General features: G+C 47.5%; 16 protein-coding genes. 11 read left to right on the forward strand and 5 right to left on the reverse strand.

The genetic code is table 11. The features are described 5' to 3' along the window. Positions 1-26: 26 nt before the first annotated feature. From atpD to EST55_RS07200, 6 genes are all read left to right on the forward strand, one after another. Complete coding sequence (gene atpD, locus EST55_RS07175; protein ID WP_058576458.1) at positions 27-1,412, forward strand: F0F1 ATP synthase subunit beta; 1,386 nt, start codon at positions 27-29, stop codon at positions 1,410-1,412. Positions 1,413-1,429: 17 nt separating this feature from the next. Next, positions 1,430-1,846: a F0F1 ATP synthase subunit epsilon gene (locus EST55_RS07180; protein WP_053954494.1), complete on the forward strand. Its 417-nt coding sequence runs from the start codon at positions 1,430-1,432 to the stop codon at positions 1,844-1,846. A gap of 102 nt (positions 1,847-1,948) precedes the next feature. After that, on the forward strand, positions 1,949-3,316 hold the full coding sequence (glmU, locus tag EST55_RS07185; protein WP_129496975.1) for a bifunctional UDP-N-acetylglucosamine diphosphorylase/glucosamine-1-phosphate N-acetyltransferase GlmU: 1,368 nt from the start codon (positions 1,949-1,951) through the stop codon (positions 3,314-3,316). 3 nt (positions 3,317-3,319) lie between these two features. After that, the gene (gene glmS, locus EST55_RS07190; RefSeq protein ID WP_129496976.1) at positions 3,320-5,152 is read left to right on the forward strand and encodes a glutamine--fructose-6-phosphate transaminase (isomerizing); all 1,833 of its coding nucleotides are present in this window, start codon (positions 3,320-3,322) and stop codon (positions 5,150-5,152) included. 369 nt (positions 5,153-5,521) lie between these two features. Next, the gene (locus tag EST55_RS07195; RefSeq protein WP_129496977.1) at positions 5,522-5,761 is read left to right on the forward strand and encodes a hypothetical protein; all 240 of its coding nucleotides are present in this window, start codon (positions 5,522-5,524) and stop codon (positions 5,759-5,761) included. Positions 5,762-5,885: 124 nt separating this feature from the next. Further along, positions 5,886-7,103 (forward strand): permease, encoded by a 1,218-nt coding sequence (locus tag EST55_RS07200; RefSeq protein WP_129496978.1) that lies wholly within the window; start codon positions 5,886-5,888, stop codon positions 7,101-7,103. A 39-nt stretch (positions 7,104-7,142) separates the two neighbouring features. Here the strand turns inward: EST55_RS07200 and EST55_RS07205 are convergent, their stop codons facing one another. Then, positions 7,143-7,538 (reverse strand): phosphate ABC transporter substrate-binding protein, encoded by a 396-nt coding sequence (locus EST55_RS07205; RefSeq protein WP_088767125.1) that lies wholly within the window; start codon positions 7,536-7,538, stop codon positions 7,143-7,145. Positions 7,539-7,547: 9 nt separating this feature from the next. Continuing rightward, positions 7,548-8,696 (reverse strand): hypothetical protein, encoded by a 1,149-nt coding sequence (locus tag EST55_RS07210; RefSeq protein ID WP_129496979.1) that lies wholly within the window; start codon positions 8,694-8,696, stop codon positions 7,548-7,550. A gap of 190 nt (positions 8,697-8,886) precedes the next feature. Between EST55_RS07210 and EST55_RS07215 the strand changes: the two genes are divergently transcribed. Continuing rightward, positions 8,887-9,765, forward strand: coding sequence for a cation diffusion facilitator family transporter (locus tag EST55_RS07215; protein WP_129496980.1), 879 nt, complete (start codon positions 8,887-8,889; stop codon positions 9,763-9,765). Positions 9,766-9,777: 12 nt separating this feature from the next. Continuing rightward, positions 9,778-10,350 (forward strand): glutathione S-transferase family protein, encoded by a 573-nt coding sequence (locus EST55_RS07220; protein WP_129496981.1) that lies wholly within the window; start codon positions 9,778-9,780, stop codon positions 10,348-10,350. Here EST55_RS07220 and EST55_RS07225 read toward each other — a convergent pair. Both EST55_RS07225 and EST55_RS07230 read right to left on the reverse strand, forming a co-directional pair. Then, a complete protein-coding gene (locus tag EST55_RS07225; RefSeq protein ID WP_129496982.1) occupies positions 10,347-12,005 on the reverse strand; it encodes an acetolactate synthase large subunit in 1,659 nt (552 codons plus the stop codon). The genes EST55_RS07220 and EST55_RS07225 overlap by 4 nt on opposite strands. Positions 12,006-12,135: 130 nt before the next feature. Continuing rightward, complete coding sequence (locus tag EST55_RS07230) at positions 12,136-12,504, reverse strand: DUF4168 domain-containing protein (protein ID WP_129496983.1); 369 nt, start codon at positions 12,502-12,504, stop codon at positions 12,136-12,138. A gap of 169 nt (positions 12,505-12,673) precedes the next feature. On the opposite strand from EST55_RS07230, the gene EST55_RS07235 reads away from it, so the two are divergent. From EST55_RS07235 to EST55_RS07245, 3 genes are all read left to right on the forward strand, one after another. Further along, entirely contained in the window at positions 12,674-14,161 is a 1,488-nt protein-coding gene (locus tag EST55_RS07235; RefSeq protein ID WP_240665272.1) for a HAMP domain-containing sensor histidine kinase, read from the forward strand. Then, positions 14,161-15,501: a sigma-54 dependent transcriptional regulator gene (locus EST55_RS07240; RefSeq protein ID WP_100691147.1), complete on the forward strand. Its 1,341-nt coding sequence runs from the start codon at positions 14,161-14,163 to the stop codon at positions 15,499-15,501. Before EST55_RS07235 ends, EST55_RS07240 begins: the two co-directional genes overlap by 1 nt. 74 nt (positions 15,502-15,575) lie before the next feature. After that, complete coding sequence (locus tag EST55_RS07245) at positions 15,576-16,262, forward strand: type 1 glutamine amidotransferase domain-containing protein (RefSeq protein WP_088767133.1); 687 nt, start codon at positions 15,576-15,578, stop codon at positions 16,260-16,262. 6 nt (positions 16,263-16,268) lie between these two features. Here the strand turns inward: EST55_RS07245 and EST55_RS07250 are convergent, their stop codons facing one another. Next, the gene (locus EST55_RS07250) at positions 16,269-18,320 is read right to left on the reverse strand and encodes a TonB-dependent receptor (RefSeq protein WP_129496984.1); all 2,052 of its coding nucleotides are present in this window, start codon (positions 18,318-18,320) and stop codon (positions 16,269-16,271) included. Position 18,321 lies beyond the last annotated feature (1 nt).

Below are 18,321 nucleotides of genomic sequence, written 5' to 3' on the forward strand. Positions count from 1 at the left end.
AGAATTGAAGAGTTAGAGGAAACGTCATGAGTCAAGGTAAGGTCGTACAAATTATCGGCGCCGTTGTGGATTTAGAATTTCCACAAGACGCTGTACCAAAAGTATACGACGCACTGAAAGTGACCGACGGTGGTTTAGAAGGTCTGATTCTCGAAGTTCAGCAACAGCTGGGCGGCGGAATTGTACGTGCCATCGCAATGGGTACAACTGACGGTTTGCGTCGTGGTATCACCGCTGAGAACACCGGTGAGCCAATCATGGTTCCAGTAGGTAAGAAAACTCTGGGCCGTATTATGGACGTATTGGGTAACCCAATCGATGAAGCGGGTCCTATCGGTGAAGAAGAGCGTATGTCTATTCACCGCGCAGCGCCAACTTATGAAGACCAGTCAAACACTAACGAACTGTTAGAGACGGGTATCAAAGTTATCGACCTGATTTGCCCATTCGCTAAGGGTGGTAAAGTCGGTCTGTTCGGTGGTGCTGGTGTTGGTAAAACCGTTAACATGATGGAGCTTATCCGTAACATCGCTATCGAGCACAGCGGCTACTCAGTATTCGCAGGTGTTGGTGAGCGTACTCGTGAAGGTAACGACTTCTATCACGAGATGAACGATTCAAACGTTCTGGATAAAGTATCACTGGTTTATGGTCAGATGAACGAGCCACCGGGTAACCGTTTGCGTGTTGCTCTGACTGGTTTGACTATCGCAGAGAAATTCCGTGACGAAGGTCGCGATGTACTGTTCTTCGTCGATAACATCTACCGTTACACACTGGCAGGTACTGAGGTATCAGCACTGTTAGGTCGTATGCCTTCAGCGGTTGGCTATCAGCCTACACTTGCTGAAGAAATGGGTGTTCTTCAGGAACGTATCACCTCAACTAAGACGGGCTCAATCACGTCTGTTCAGGCCGTTTACGTACCTGCGGATGACTTAACGGATCCATCTCCGGCAACAACCTTCGCTCACTTGGATGCGACAGTTGTATTGAACCGTGACATTGCGTCACTGGGTATCTACCCTGCGGTTGACCCGCTGGATTCAACGTCACGTCAGTTGGACCCTCAGGTTATCGGTGACGAGCACTACAACACGGCAATGGGTGTTCAGGAAGTACTTCAGCGTTATAAAGAGCTGAAAGACATCATTGCTATCTTGGGTATGGACGAATTGTCAGAAGAAGACAAGCGTACTGTTGCCCGCGCTCGTAAAATTCAGCGTTTCTTGTCACAGCCGTTCTTCGTAGCCGAAGTATTTACCGGAGCTCCTGGTAAATATGTATCGCTGAAAGACACGATTGCTGGCTTTAAAGGTATTCTTGAAGGCGAATACGATGATCTGCCAGAACAAGCTTTCTACATGGTAGGTACCATCGAAGAAGCGGTTGAGAAAGCCAAAAACCTGTAACCAATCTGGAGGTTTAAATGGCCACACAGACATTAACTCTGGACGTTGTTAGCGCTGAAGAAAAGCTTTTCTCCGGCGCTGTACAAACGGTTCAGGTTTCTGGTAGCGAAGGTGAGCTGGGTATTTACCCGGGTCACGCACCTCTACTGACAAAAATTAAGCCAGGTATGGTGCGTTATGTCAGTGAAGCAGGTGATGAAGAGCTTATGTATGTCGCTGGCGGTGTTTTAGAAGTTCAACCGGGTCACGTCATTGTACTAGCTGACGTAGCAGTACGTGGTGACGAACTGGACGAACAAGCCGCAGAAGCTGCGAAAAAACGTGCAGAAGAAGCTATTGCCGATTCAGGTGCCGATGTCACCTACGCAGAAGCAATTGCTGAATTGTCACGTGCGCTAGCTCAGCTTGAGGTTATTCGTAAGCTTAGACGCTAAAAGTTTGTATATAACCTGTAAAAGGCCTTGTTGTGAGTACAACAAGGCCTTTTTTGTCGTTACAATGCCGATTATGAATGTTTTATTAAGGACTCGATAATTATGAAGTTACGCGTTGTGATTCTGGCGGCTGGTAAAGGAACCAGAATGCGCTCGGACTTACCCAAAGTGCTGCATAAGGTGGCGAATAAACCAATGGTTGAGCACGTGATTGATACGGCGCGCTCGTTAAAGCCTGAGGCAATAAACCTGATATACGGCCATGGCGGCGAGCAATTACAGCAAAGTATTCAGGGCGACGATTTAACCTGGGTAGAGCAACGCGAACAACTCGGCACTGGACATGCGGTTCAACAAGTTATTCCCTTCCTGAATGATGATGAAAAAGTGGTTATTTTGTACGGTGATGTGCCGTTATTAACCGAATCGACCTTAATTAAGCTTTTAACGGCCACCCAGACGACAGAGTTAGGCCTTCTAACGATGACTCTCGACGACCCGAACGGTTATGGTCGTATCGTCAGAAATACGGGTAAACAAGTGACCGGCATTGTCGAGCAAAAAGACGCAAATGCCGAGCAACTCGCTATTCAGGAAGTGAACACCGGCATTATGATTGCCGATGGCGCTAAGCTTAAAGCGTGGCTAGAGAACTTAAGTAACGACAATGCCCAGAAAGAATATTACCTGACTGACATTGTTGCTATGGCCGCTGAACAAGGCGTGACAATTGCTACTGCGCAACCCGATGCGACCTATGAAGTTGAGGGGGCGAATAATCGCCAGCAGTTAGCTCAACTAGAACGAGCTTTTCAGCGCCGCAAAGCCGACGAATTAATGACTCAGGGCGTCACTTTAATTGACCCTGCCCGTTTCGATTGTCGCGGTAAGTTAACCGTAGGCAACGATGTCACTTTCGATATTAACGTGGTTATTGAAGGTGATGTCACTATTGGTAATAACGTCACTATTGAGCCTAACTGTGTCATTAAAGACGCTAAAATCGGCGACAACACCGTGGTTCGTGCGAATTCACACATTGAAGGTGCGACAGTAGCGCAAAATTGCAAAGTGGGTCCATTTGCTCGCTTGCGCCCCGGTGCGGAACTTGCTGATGAAGCGCAGGTCGGAAACTTTGTTGAAATGAAGAAAAGCCGTTTAGGTAAAGGCTCGAAAGCAAGTCACTTAACCTATTTGGGCGACGCTCAGGTTGGTGATTACGCGAACATTGGTGCGGGAACCATTACCTGTAACTACGACGGCGTGAATAAGTTCCTGACCGAAATTGGTAATGGTGCATTTATTGGCTCTAACAGCTCGTTGGTTGCACCAGTAAAAATAGGTAACAATGCAACCGTTGGAGCCGGCTCGGTAGTGACCCGGGAAGTGGCTGACGAAGAACTTGCGGTAGCGCGTGGTAAACAGCGTAATATCAGTGGCTGGCAACGCCCTCAGAAAAAAGGAAGTTAAGTTATGTGCGGTATAGTAGGTGCAACATCAGAACGCCGTGTCGCCGGTATTTTGTTGGAAGGTCTAAAACGCCTTGAATACAGAGGGTATGACTCGGCAGGTGTTGCTGTTATTGATGCTAACAACGAATTAAAAAGCGTCAGACGAACCGGCAAAGTCCAGGAATTGAAAGACGCGATAGATCAGAACCCACTGGACGGGACTATTGGCATTGCACACACTCGTTGGGCAACACACGGCGGTGTGACCGAAGCGAATGCTCACCCTCACCGCTCTGAGGATGAAATTGCTGTAGTGCATAACGGGATTATTGAAAACCATGAACGTCTACGCGAAGAGTTAAAAGCCGAAGGCTATGTGTTTAATTCACAAACAGACACCGAAGTCATCGCTCACTTAATTCATCATGAGCGCAAAACCAAGGGCGATTTGTTAGAAGCTGTTCAATCTGCTGTTCGTCAGTTGGAAGGCGCTTATGGCACCGTTGTTATGGATACTAAGCATCCTGAACGTCTGGTCGTTGCTCGCTCTGGCAGCCCATTGGTTATCGGTGTTGGAATTGGCGAGAACTTTGTCGCCTCTGATCAGTTGGCACTGTTACCGGTTACCCGCCAGTTTATTTATCTGGAAGAAGGCGATGTTGCCGATATCAACCGTACAGATATTGCTATTTACGACGCTGAAGGCAACTCGGTAGAGCGTGAGGTGGTCGAGTCTGATGTCAGCTATGACGCTGGCGGTAAAGGTCAGTATCGTCACTTCATGTTGAAAGAAATTTATGAACAGCCAATAGCGGTTCGTAATACGTTGGAAGGCCGTTTGTCGGAAACCAGCGTGCTGGATAACGCGTTTGGTGAGAACGCAGCGGAAATTTTAAAGGGCATTGAGCATGTCCAAATTGTCGCTTGTGGCACCAGTTATCATGCTGGTATGGTTGCCCGCTACTGGCTGGAATCTATGGCTAATGTGTCATGCAATATCGAAATTGCCTCAGAGTTCCGTTACCGCAAATCCTATGTTCATCCGAACAGCTTATTAGTCACTATTTCCCAAAGTGGTGAAACGGCGGATACGTTGGCGGCACTGCGCTTGTCCAAAGAATTGGGCTATAAAGGCAGCCTGACCATTTGTAATGTGGGCTCGTCGTCTATGGTGCGCGAGTCGGATCTGGCCTTTTTAACTCGCGCTGGCGCGGAAATTGGCGTGGCGTCGACCAAAGCTTTCACAACACAGCTTACCGGTCTATTAATGCTGACCTTAGGCATTGGTAAATACCGCGGTATGCCAGAGCAGCAGCAAGAGGCCGTTGTTCATGCACTGCAAGCCTTGCCAACCAAGCTTGAAGAAGCGGTGGCGTTGGCTGATGAAATTGAAGAGCTGGCTCAGGACTTTGCGAATAAAGACCACAGCCTGTTCCTCGGACGTGGTAACCAATACCCTATTGCTATGGAAGGCGCTTTAAAACTGAAAGAAATTTCTTACATTCATGCAGAAGCCTATGCTGCTGGTGAGTTAAAGCACGGCCCACTGGCACTGATTGATGAAGAAATGCCGGTTATTGTTGTGGCGCCGAACAACGACTTACTGGAAAAGCTGAAGTCGAACGTGGAAGAAGTACGAGCCCGTGGCGGCTTGATGTACGTTTTTGCTGATAAAAACGCCCACTTCAAGAGTGATGACACAATGAACGTGTTGAACGTTTGTCACTGCGACGAAGTGATAGCGCCTATTGTTTACACCGTTCCGTTGCAGCTGCTGTCTTACTACGTAGCTCTGATAAAAGGTACGGATGTGGACCAGCCCAGAAATTTGGCTAAGTCAGTTACTGTGGAATAAGGAAGGGCCGAAAGGCCCTTTTTTGTGGCGTAGTAATAAAGTTTATTACCTAGTAATAAAGAACCAGAGTTAGCTTATCTTGATAAAGATAGAAACTCGGTTATGCTGAAATAAAGCATATCGAGTTGATGAAATGGCAAAATAAAAAATACTTGCTGAGCAAGGTGCAGATTGCGAAAAGAATATAAGGAAGGACATGGAGCGATGAAGTTACATCTCTCGGTCGATCTAGGCAAATATACTCTCACCTCACCAACAATGTTGCCGAGATAGTCATGTTATTGGACTTTTTAGTGAACTTAGCTGACAAGTTTGTGGTAACTGAGATGATTTCTATTGATTAATAATTACTTACGGTAGGTTACTTATATGTGGTTTCCAGCAAAAATTTTTCTAAAGGGCTTTCTGCGCTGGTTAGTCATAAGTGCTGCTATTATATTCACTATTTTCGCTATTAAATTTGGACTAAACGAAGAGTTGACTGTGCAACATTTTAGTCTAGTTTCATGGCAGGCAACTAAATTTATCTTTTTGTTTTCCTCTCTCAGTGGAGCGGTGGATGTTTTTCTTTATTGGTTAAAAGCTAGGGAAAATAAAGAAAGAGCTTAGTTGGATAATTGTCATAACGTGCTTTGTTGGTTGCCGTCTCTTCTCACAGTAAATACCCGAAAAGCGATCAAACTCTTAAAAAATACGTAGCTATAATAGAAGAGCGTAACGATAAGGAGCCATTATGGATAATTTCATATCGCTATGGGGCGAATCGGCGTATACCAGCCTCGGTTTTTTCTGGATGGCGTTATGGGCGTTTGTATTAGGTTATTTGATCAGTAGCTTAATTCAAGTGCTTATTACTAAGCGGCGAATGCGCAAGGCAATGGGCGGCAATGACCTTAAGTCAGTATCGCTGGGTACCTTTTTTGGATTTATTTCCAGCTCCTGTAGTTTCGCTGCTCTTTCAACGACCCGGGCTTTATTTAACAAAGGCGCAGCGTTTAGCGCCTCTATGGCTTTCATGCTGGCCTCTACAAACCTGGTTATTGAACTGGGTTTTGTTATTTCAATATTTCTAGGCTGGCAATTTGTCGTTGGTGAGTATGTCGGCGGATTGTTGCTTATTCTCTTCGTCTGGTTATTCATCACCCTAACCAACCCTCAAAACCTCATTAAAAGTGCCCGTAAAGAGGAAGATGAAGACGACGAACATCATCATGAAAGCACGCTTTCCGATTTGCTCAGTGTCGATACGTGGCAAAAAGTTGGTCAGAAGTACGTGATGGAATGGCAGATGGTCTGGCAGGATGTCCTTATTGGCTTTACTGTCGCCGGTGTGATCTCGGCCTTCGTGCCCAGTACTTTCTTCGAGTGGCTGTTTATTGGAGTGGGTACTCAGGGTGAGCCTGACTTCTGGTCATTATTACAGCAAGCGGTTGTTGGTCCTATCGCTGCATTTTTCACATTCATAGGTTCCATGGGGAACATCCCATTGGCGGCGGTGCTTTTTGGTGAAGGTGTCGCTTTTGCGGGTGTTATGGCATTCATTTTCTCTGATTTAATTGTCTTGCCGGTATTAAAGATTAATGCGCGCTATTACGGCTGGAAAATGGCCTTGTACATCGCTTTAATGTTGTTCGTTTGTCTGGTCGCGGCGTCGCTATCTATGCATTATGGCCTGTTAGCTTTTGACGCACTACCCGACGCCTCTCAATGGTCATCACCGGCTGAACAGGAGCATTTCAAACTGAACTATGGTTTTGTCCTCAATATTGTTTTCTTGCTGCTCAGTGTGGTCATGATTGTACTTTGGCGTAAGAAACAAAAAGGGCATGAGCATCATCACCACCATGATCACGGCGGGTCGTCGTCTGTTGGCGAAAAAGTGATGAACACTTTATGTGTTGTGAGCGTCCTTTGGTTAGCAGGCGGTATGGTGACTTACGCAGTTCAATAAAAAATAAGCCCTCAGCGGGAGGCTGAGGGCTTAAGTTCTTTAGAACGTCGCGATAACTTTCAAATCACCGGATACTTTGCTTTTGTCTGAAACATACCCAATACCTTGCGGGTTGCTCTTCAAAAACTCGATGACCGCATCGTCGTTGTTTAAGGTTTCAAGTGGCGTCGCCCGGCCAGTGAACTTTAATTTAGCCCAATGACGCTTTAACTGGTTGCCGGTTTGACCCACTAACGCTTCTTCAAAAGCGGTACGAGTGGCTGAATCTTCAGGCAGGTTAACGCCGGTTAAAACACGGGACTGCCCCAAATAAATTCGGGCGATAGACTCTTCGTTAATCTCAGTCTGAGATACGACAACACCATTGTTTGCCGACGCTGAGAAGCTGAGCATACCGGCGAACAACACGATGAGAAATACGGCTAACTTTTTCATCATACTTCCTTAAAATACAAATTGAACGGCAGCTGATGCCAATACATCAGAATCGTCGGTTAACTTGTTGTCAGCGTGAGTAACGTCAAATTTCAAAACCGCACTTGGCGCAATGTTGAAGTTAACACCGATAGAGCTGTAAGCCGTTTCGGTAACAACGATATTGGCTGCTTGATTCACAACGACTTGTAATTGTGGGTCGGGTACAGCAAAGCGCTCAGGATTCATGACTTTGTCGTCAGTTTTGCCGTAAGTCGCATGCAGTGCCCAGGAATCGAAACGTTTTCCGGCGGTAATGTAAGCTGAACGCTGTTTTGGAACGTAGCTATTTTCTAACTCTAGTTCCGTATATTCAGCACCGACAAACCAATCAAAATTGTCGTACATAACGCCGACACCAGCGAAGGTGCCTTTATCTTCCGATGCATCAAGTTCAGCGATGATTTGATCAGCTCCAACTTGCTCTAATAGCGTAAGTAATGCGTCTACATTACCGTCAATACCGCGTAACTGAATGTTTGCGTCATTGGTTTGGTAGTACGCGACTCGCATCGTCAGGTTGCTGTACATAGCACTGGTATTAAAGCCGATAAGGTTGTTTAATTCAGCTTCGGCCGTTTCACCACCAATTACACTAATGTCGTCCTGCATATTGCCGGCAACAAGTTGCGTGTTAAAAGTGAAGTCACCAACGAACGCATTATGCTGAAAGCTAACGCCGGTGTAATTATCGAAAGGCACGCGATAAACGCTCTGAGGGGTGCGCAGCCAGTGGTAGCTGTAACCGACATCCAGATAGTCCGAATACATATAAAAAGGTAAGCGCAGTTTACCGACGTTCACGCTGGCTGAGTCAGTCAGCTGATACTGTAGGTATGCCCACTCAACGCCAAGGTCAAAATCTTCAGAGCCGCGCGACATAATTTGTGTAGTGGCGCTAAGCTTGTCAGACAAATTCGCTTTTGCTTGCAGTGCAAATAGACTGCCTGGGTTAAAGTCCAAATCGTTATCGTAGCCGAACAGCTGGTCGTCGCTGCCGGTTGTCATGCCAGCGGCAATACTACCAAAGCCACTCCATTCAATTTGATCCTGGGCAAGCGCAGAAGAGCTCATAACCAGTGCGGTTGCACTGATAGAAGCTAATAAAGAGTACTTCATGAAAAACTCCTAAAGGAAGGTTACAACACTATAATTTAGCGATATCTAAAGTTGGCGAAATTTTGGACTGTTCGACGTGTGTAAGCAATACTTCATTTGCGTTATAAATGAGTGTTACATTAACAAGAATTACGTTTTTCAAACGGCTTTTCAGTCATTAAAACAAACATTTATTAACATTAGGGATAATATGCACCACCACCACCATCATCATGACACAGCGTCTGAACGCATTGGCTGGGCGTTTTTCTTGAATCTGTGTTTTACCGTTATTGAGTTTATTGGTGGAATACTGACAAACAGTACGGCAATACTCGCAGATGCGGTACACGATTTGGGCGACAGCATATCTATTGGTATGGCTTGGTTGCTTGATAAATTCAGCAAAAAAGACGCGACCAACACCTTCACTTATGGTTATCGGCGCCTCTCGTTAGTCGGTGCCTTTATCAATGCCGTGATTCTTACAGCAGGTTCCATTTGGATTCTATTTGAAGCTATCCCGAGGCTGTGGAACCCAGTTATGCCCATGGCGGAGGGGATGGCATTACTGGCCGTGTTTGGCGTTATTGTGAATGGTTACGCCGCATTTAAACTCTCAAAGGGCCAGTCCCTGAACGAAAGGGTTTTAAACTGGCATTTGTTGGAAGACGTTTTGGGCTGGGTTGCCGTACTGATCGTTTCTGTTGTTTTATTGTTTGTCGACTGGCCTATTCTTGACCCTCTGCTTTCTATTGCTTTTACGTTATTTATTTTGGTGAATGTGATACGTCACCTTGGAGCAACGATTAAATTATTTGTCCAAGCTTCCCCTGACCCGGAGGTCTATCAGCAAATTCATAAAAAGTTGGTGGTGCTGGACTTAGTTGATAATGCCCACCATCTGCACTTTTGGTCGCTCGATGGCGAACGCCATGTATTAACCGCTCATATTGTGGTATCAAAGGAGTTGACCAGCACTGAGAGGGCTGTGCTGAAAGAAAAAATATCAGAACAACTGGCCGAGTTTGAATTAGCTCATACAACGATAGAGCTGGAGTATCCCGACGAAGCCTGTCGTGATCATTAACGGAGGTTTACCATGGAATTGTTTGGCAGCTATACGTCACCTTTTGTACGGCATTGTCGTATTGCTCTTTTAGAAACGGATATTAAGTTTTCACTGACAGAAACAGACTACGATACTAGTGCAAAGCTGAGTCCGGCGAAAAAAGTACCCTTTTTGCACCATAACGATTTAAGGCTGCATGACTCCACCAGTATTTTGAAGTATGTGCGGGAAAAAGCGGGTGAACGGTTTTTTGCCGATACGAAGGACTTTGACCAATATTGTCTGGTTAACACCGCAATGGATGCCGCTATTAATATATTTCTACTGGAAAAAGACGGAATAAAAAGTACGCAAGCACCTTATTTAGAGCGCCAGCAAGAGCGTATTAACGACATACTGCAACTGATGGAAGAAAAGGATCATGCGGTCGCTTATGAAGGTCCCCACCCATTTAGTGACGGTGAGTTAAGACTAGGTTGCTTCTTGAGTTGGGGATTATTCCGTCAGCGTTTTAATTTGGATAAGTATCCGCGACTTGAGGCTTTCGTTGATAAGCTTAACGACTACCCCTACTTCGCGGATACCGACCCATCTAAAGCTTAATAGGCTTTTATTGCCCGGCTGCGTTCAGGAATTTCCTCGTTCAGCAGCCGGTCGTTTTGTGAATAGTCCATGGGGACATCAATCAGGTGTACACCCGGCTTGTTCAGGCACTCTTTCATCATTGGTATCAGGTTTTCTATACTATCTACTCGATACCCTTTGGCACCATAAGACTCAGCGTATTTCACAAAGTCTGGGTTATTGAAGTCCAAACCATAGTCACTTAAGCCCATGTGCTGCTGCTTCCATTTAATCATGCCATAGCCACTGTCATTTAGAATGACAATGACAATGTCCAGGTTCATTCGAACTGCGGTTTCAAGCTCTTGTGAGTTCATCATGAACCCACCGTCTCCGCATATTGCCATGACTTTTTTCTCTGGATTAACCAGCTTCGCGGCCATTGCTGATGGTAAACCAGCGCCCATCGATGCTAATGCGTTATCCAGTAATACGGTATTCGGTTCGCGAGCGGGATAATTACGGGCAAACCAAATTTTATAAATGCCGTTATCCAATGCAATAACGCCATCGTCTGGCATGACTTCCCGCACGTCTTCGACTAAGCGTTGAGGTAAAATAGGGAAACGACTGTCGTCGGCACCTTCATCGGTATGATCCCGCATGTGGTCGCGAACCTTCAGCATAAAGTCAAAGTCCCAGTGCTCTTGCGGCTCAATGCCTTCTTTTAGCTGCCAAATACTATTACCAATGTCACCAATCATACTGGCGTGTGGGAAGTAGACCGAGTCTACCTGGGCGCCCTGGAAGTTGATATGAACCACTTTTCTTTCGTCGTTGACTCCGGTTTTCATCATAAACGGAGGCTTCTCGACAACATCATGACCAACATTCAGAATTAAGTCGGCCTTTTCTATTGCCCGGTGTGGGTAGTCACCGTCTGAGACTGCTGCATTACCTAACCAGCGAGGGTGATCTTCATTAATAACCCCTTTACCCATTTGCGTTGTAATAAATGGAATGCCGGTTTTATCGACAAAAGCTCTGAGCATTTTTGCGGTAATTTTTCGGTTTGCCGCAGCACCAATAAGCAGCACAGGGTGTTTCGCGTCTTTTAACAGCTGCAGAACATGACGAACCGCTTTATGCTCTGTGATAGGCCGGCGCGAGAAGCTCGGCGTTATTGGATTAGCGTTCACTTCTTCGCGCGCAATATCGTCGGATAACTCCAGGTGAGACGCACCCGGCCGCTCGTCTTCTGCACGACGAAACGCTTCCCGAACGTGGGACGGAATGCTGCTGGCGCTGATAATAGGCTGTGTGTATTTGGTAATGGGCGTCATCATATCGACAACGTCGATAATCTGAAATTGACCCTGGTGACGCTCTTTAATGGGTTTTTGGCCGGTAATAACCACCATTGGCATAGCGCCCAGTTGCGCATAGGCTACTGGCGTCACCAGGTTGGTTGCGCCAGGCCCTAACGTCGATAAACAAACGCCGGGTTTGCCCGTTAAACGACCATAAGTTGCGGCCATAAAGCCAGCGCCTTGCTCATGTCGGGTTAAAATAAGCTCAATTTTAGATTTTGAAAGAGACTCTAATAGGTCCAGATTTTCTTCCCCCGGAATGCCGAAAACGTATTCAACACCTTCGTTTTCCAGAGCTTTTACGAATAAATCGGATGCTTTCACGTCGCTGTCTCCTTGCGTTTAATTCTTTTTAGTTTAATGAGTTACGTAAAGCATAGGAGATATGATCAAAAAAATCCGCAATCAGACCAAACTGATTGCGGATTTTGTAACAGCTTTACATTAAAACGAATTAAGAGTCAGACGTTAACTCTTCTAAGCGAGCGCGTAACTCTTCATCATTCTGTGCTTGTTGAATGATCATGTTGTACTGCTGAGGCGTCAGACCCGCATCTTCAACCGCTGCAATCATTTCTTGTTGAGCAGACTGCTGAATTTTACGAGCTTCTTCCTGGTTTTCTGCATTTTGGAATTTTGCACGGTATTTTTCAGTAACACCCTGTACTTCTTCCATTGCTGAAACAAATTTAACCAGCATACCTTCCGTAATTTCCTGAGTTTGCTGTTGAGCCATGGTGTCTTGCGCTTGTTGCTGCTGTGCTATAGCGGCAGTGCTACCCAGTGCGAATACCGTAGCTAATGCGATGATTGTCTTTTGCATGATAATCTCCTTGTTGATTCTGTCAGATTAACTAACACTCTATTTAAAGCGAAGACTGTGCCAACTCTATAAGACACTGTTATTAATGTTCTTTTTATTTAAGGAGTGATCTTTAAGGCAGGCGCTTTGGAAAATGTGTATCCTGAGTACACAGCCAAAGGAGGAGAGTGTGACAAAAGTATACAGATGGCCGCTTTCTAGTTTGCAACGCCGCTTACTTGTTTACGTCGTTTTCCCTATGCTGCTTATTTCGGGCGTAGCTATCAGTGTGGGCTTACAGGTTGCTTCAGAGGAAGCTAATGATCGTTTAAAAAGCGACTTAGAGCTTTTGGGGCGCGCTATCAGCTTACCGATTAGTGATGCGTTGGTTAATAATGACTTAGATACGGTACAGGCTAACCTCGACTCTGTTTTTAGTATCGGCCGTGTTTATGGTGCATCGGTTTACAACGTTTACGGCGAGCAAGTTGCTGAGGCGGGGGTAACGGAAACGGATTTAAGTAATAGTCAGTTAGCGTTACAAACGGTGCAAACCGGAATAAAACAGGACGACTACCGACGGGTAGAAGGACGTGATGTTTTCTCACAGTTCCTTCCCATAGTGGACAGAGGCGGTCGAATTATCGGGTTATTGCAAATTAACCGCCGAGCCAGTGACTTTGATGAGTCTTTCGAAGAACTTAGTCAATATGCCTGGTTAACCTGGGGCGCTTTTGCCGTTATCACCATCGCCGTATTGGTATTCGGTCATTATCGCGGTGTGGGACGACACGTTGTCAAACTGAAAGACGCCATGCTGCAAGTGGCGGAAGGTAACCGCAACGCGCGTGTAGAGCCTGAAGGTCCCTCTGAACTGCAGGAGGTTGCTCAGGGGCTGAATCGAATGCTGGACAGTATTGAAAATGCCGAAAAGGAGCTAGAGCAGCGACGTCAGCACGAAACCTCACTTCAGCAGGCATTGCGCGAACAGGAAAAAATGGCGGCTATAGGTAGCGTCGCTAGCGGGGTCGCACACGAACTAGGGGCCCCGCTTACCGTTATCGACGGACGTGCCAGTCGGTTGCTAAGAACCCACAAAGATGAAGAAAGTCAGCGTCAGCTGCAAGCGGTGCGTGGTCAAGTGCAACGCCTAACCGGGTTGGTGAATCAGCTTCTCGCATTCTCCAGAACACCGGTTCAGCAGAGAGAAACCTTATCGCTTCAGTCTTTGGTTGAAACGGCAGTAACCAGTATTCAGTTTGAGCAAGATAAAGGCTCAGCCAAAGTCGAGCTGGGTGAGTTACCGGATGTCACGTTAAAAGTGGATAGTAAGCGGCTTGAACTGGCGCTGGTGAATGTCATGCGCAATGCGTTACAGGCAGCAAAACATAGAGTGCACTTGCATGCCGAGCTCGATAACCGCAATACCTTGAATATTATTATCGACGATGACGGTGAGGGCTTGCCGGAAAACATGAAAGAAAAAGCTCTGCACCCGTTTGAAACTAATAAACCACAAGGTAAAGGAACCGGCTTGGGGCTGACCATAGTGAAACATGTATTGAGTGATCATCAGGGTGAATTGACGTTAACGAATAATGACAAGGGTGGCTGTCGAGCTATTTTAAGCTTACCGGCGTCGAGCCTGGCTGATAGGTCAGTGATAGGAGGACAATAATGGCTGTACTTAAAGCTGTCATTGGTGTGGTTGAAGATGACCCAGCTTTGCAGGAGCTTTTGGTCGAAGAACTTGAAGCGGAAGGCTACCAAGTGAGCGCCTGGGGAAGCTTAGAAGAGTTTCAATGCAGCAAGGCAAGTCCCGATTTAATTGTCAGCGACATACGACTGCCGGGAAAGTCAGGGCTCACTTTGCTGGAAAGCTTAAAACAGCAGGATAACCCACCGGCACTGCTGCTGATAACAGCATTTGGCACAGTTGACCAGGCGGTGGATGCGCTGAAAAAAGGTGCCGATGACTTTCTGACTAAACCGCTGGATATCGAGCACCTACTGTTGAGCGTTGATCGGATACTAGAGCATCGTTCATTGCAGCGGGAGCTGAAACGGTACAAACAGCAGCAGAAAGGTCCCGGTGGCCTGGTAGGGCAAAGCCCCGCCATGCGTAAGCTTTATGACCAAATTGAGCACATTGCGCCAACGGGTGGCAGTGTCCTTATTACCGGTGAAAGTGGCACTGGCAAGGAGCTAGTCGCTAAAGCCCTGCATGAACTGAGCGACAGAGCTGACAAACCGTTTCAGGCCGTTAACTGTGCGGGCATTCCTGCTGACTTAATGGAAAGTGAGTTCTTTGGCCATGCTGCGGGCGCTTTTACCGGCGCGCAGAATAAACGTCAGGGTCTTTTAAAACAAGCTGATGGCGGCACCTTATTGCTTGATGAAATTGGCGAAATGCCGATGGCGCTCCAGGCCAAATTATTGCGTGTTTTACAAGAAGGCACTATAAGAGCTGTTGGTAGCGATAAAGAAGAGCAAGTGAACGTTCGCATCCTTGCTGCGACGCACCAGGACTTAGAGCGTTTGGTTGAAGAGGGTAAGTTCCGGCAGGATTTATTTTATCGTCTGGAAACGTTCAGCTTGCGCGTTCCTCCTTTGCGTGAGCGAGGTGAAGATATTGAGCGGCTGGCGAACTTTTTTCTTCAGCAACAACAAGAGAGTAGCGATAAAACGGTACGCGGAATTTCGGCGGAGGCTCTCGATTTATTGTATCGGTATCCGTTTCCGGGCAATGTTCGGGAACTTCAAAACGCCATAGAGCGGGCATTTGCGTTTTCCAGTGACGACACCTTGTCAGTTGATGACTTTCCGCAGCGTATCGTTGAAAAAAGTGATACCAGTCAGCCAGCGGCAACCTCTGCCTGGCCAACGTTGGATGAATACCAAAGCCAATATATTAGAAAAGTGTTAGAGCATACCGACGGCAATAAGTCGCAGGCAGCGCAGATACTAGGGGTGACTCGGCGCACGTTATATCGCTGGCTTGATAACGCCTCGGAATGATCAAAAAAGAGCCCTTATTCGTAGAAGGGCGGTAAGTTAATAGAAAATTTCAGACGAAATTTAAGGAGTACCCAGTGAAAGTATTAATGGTCTTAACCTCACACGACAAGCTCGGCGATACCGATCATAAGACCGGCTTTTGGGTTGAGGAATTTGCTGCACCTTACTACGTGTTTGTGGATGCGGGTGTTGAAGTCACGCTGGCGTCTCCAAAAGGTGGTAAGCCGCCGATGGATCCAAACAGCACAGCGCCAGATGCGCAAACAGAAGCCACGGAGCGTTTGGAAAATGATGCTAAGGCGCAACACAAGCTCGAAACAACCTGCACATTGGACGATGTTGACCCCGATGACTTTGACGCTATTTTTTATCCGGGGGGTCACGGACCGTTGTGGGATTTAACGAATAACGAAAAGTCGATTAAATTGATTGAGCAATTCTGGAGTAAAGGAAAGCCGGTTTCTGCGGTGTGCCATGCGCCGGCGGTACTGTTGAATGCGAAAACACCAAGTGGCGACCCCATTGTTCAGGGCCGCACGGTAACGGGCTTTAGCAACTCAGAAGAAGCGGCCGTTGAATTGACGGACGTCGTGCCTTTCTTGTTGGAAGACGAACTGACCGCGAAAGGCGGTCATTATCGTAAAGTTGATGACTGGCAAGCTTATGCTGTTCAGGACGGTATGCTGATTACCGGCCAGAACCCAGCATCATCAGAGCAGACGGCTCAGCGCCTGCTTGATGTGCTAAGAGCGATGGTCTAAAACCACTCAGAAGCGTCGGCGCCAGCTAATGCCGACGCTTGCCTGTCGTCCTATTCCGGGTTCAAACGAGCGCCCGCTTCCCTGATTCACAACCACGGCACTGACGTAATCTTTGTCGGTAATATTGTCGACCCGAACCCATACGTCTAATTCGCTGTTCTCCCATTGCCACTCTCGGCTCGCCGCAAAATTCCAAGTGGTGTAAGACGGTGCGAAGGTGTCATTTGCATCATTAACCGGGGTTTCGTCACGGTATTGACCCGAAACTTGAACCAGCCATTGTTCGGTTGGCTGCCAGCTTAAACGCAAGTACCCCTGACTTTCGGCCACACCAGGCAGTTGGTTACCCTGTAATGGGCCTTCGCCAAATACTGCATCAATATAACTGTAGGAAACCAACAAGTTTAATTGCTGTGTCAACGCACCGTTAATGGTTAGCTCTGCACCTTCGCGCGAGGTTTCGGAGGCATTACGATACGTCGTTCTGCCATCGTTCGACTGATCAACCAATATCTCGTTGTCGCTTTCAATACCGAAGAAGGCTAGATGCAAACGCCAGTCTCTAGGCAGTTGGTGCTTGATCCCCCACTCCCACTGGTCGTTAGCCGAAGGACCTAGCTCGCGGTTTAAACCGGAACCTTGGTTTCGGTAAGCAAGCTCAGTGAGCGTCGGTGTTTCGAAGCCTTGACCAACACTTAAATAAGTGGCGGATGTGGGTAAAAACTGCCAAGTCAGAGAGGCTGCTGCGGTGGTTTCCTGAAACTCGCGACTGCCACTGTCATCGGCACCATCAAGCTCAGTAAAGTAGTCTTTAACGTCGTAGCTGACATCGCTGTACCGCACGCCCCCGGTCGCTGACCATTCTGCACTTAGTTGCCACTGAAAGCGCAGGTAAGCGGATGCGTTTTCGATCCAGTTGAATTCGTCACGGCGCAACTCACCCTTTACACCATTGTCATTTGCATAGCCAAAGCGATGGTCTTGTTGTCGCTCAAGCTGTGCTCCCAATGTTGCTGACCAATTGCTACCGCGTTGACGCCAGCGAGCATGAGCGCCTTCAAATTGACGAGACACATCAATGACCGCACCAGAGCTGGTGTAAATACCGTCTTCATTAACGCTATCGCCAGCGAAAGGCAGGAACTGCTCAATATCGCGGTCGCCCTGCCATATTGACAGTAACCCTTCGCCATTGTCGCGTTCATGAAACCAGCTCAAAGAGCCCTGTCGATGATGGATGTCTTTGCGAGTGTTAAAGTCGATAGCACGCTGCACGGTCTGTGTCGGATCGTCACGCCAAGCTTCAGGCGTCAAAGCACTGGGGTCTTGCAGCAGCGGCGTGTCATTATTGTCATAACGCAGAACAAACCGGTTTTGGTCGTCCCATTGATGATACCAGCGTACCGCTTGTTGTTGGCGCTCTGCAGAATTATGGCGACGTGGCCCATCAGTTTGAAAGTCGGTTGCCATAAGTTGCAACTGCTTGGTGTCTGTCGCCCACTGTGCGTTGACGCTGTAGCGCTGCGTGTCGTTTTCACTGAACTGACCGCCCCACTCTAGCGCCGTTTCGGTGGGTTGGCGACTGAACCACTCAACCACCCCGCCCCCGGAGTTACCATACAGTGTGGCCAAAGGCCCACGGAGCACTTCTAATGAGTCAACATTGTCGAGAATGAAGCTGGAGGTTTGCGCCTGTCCATCGGGCATGGACAGAGGAATGCCATCGACGTTCAGTTGCAAGCCACGCACACCAAAAGCGGCTCTGGAACCGAAACCGCGAACCACTAACCGCGCGTCCTGTGCGTAGTTGTAACGGTTATCGGCCTGAATCCCTGCGACACCCGCTAACGCGTCGCCAGCATCAATGTTCATTGAGGGCAGCGTATTCTCGATGTTCACCCGGTCGATACTCGCCGCCGTTGTCAGCCAAGGCGTTTCACTCTCCGTTGCCGTAACGACAACGGTTTCGTCCACTTCGGCGGACTGCACAACGAAAGAGGCCGCCAGTAAAGGCAGCCCCGTGTAAGTTAATTTTCTCAATACCGCTGAATACAACATC

This window comes from Idiomarina sp. 29L, from assembly GCF_004123135.1.
Classification (GTDB): domain Bacteria; phylum Pseudomonadota; class Gammaproteobacteria; order Enterobacterales; family Alteromonadaceae; genus Idiomarina.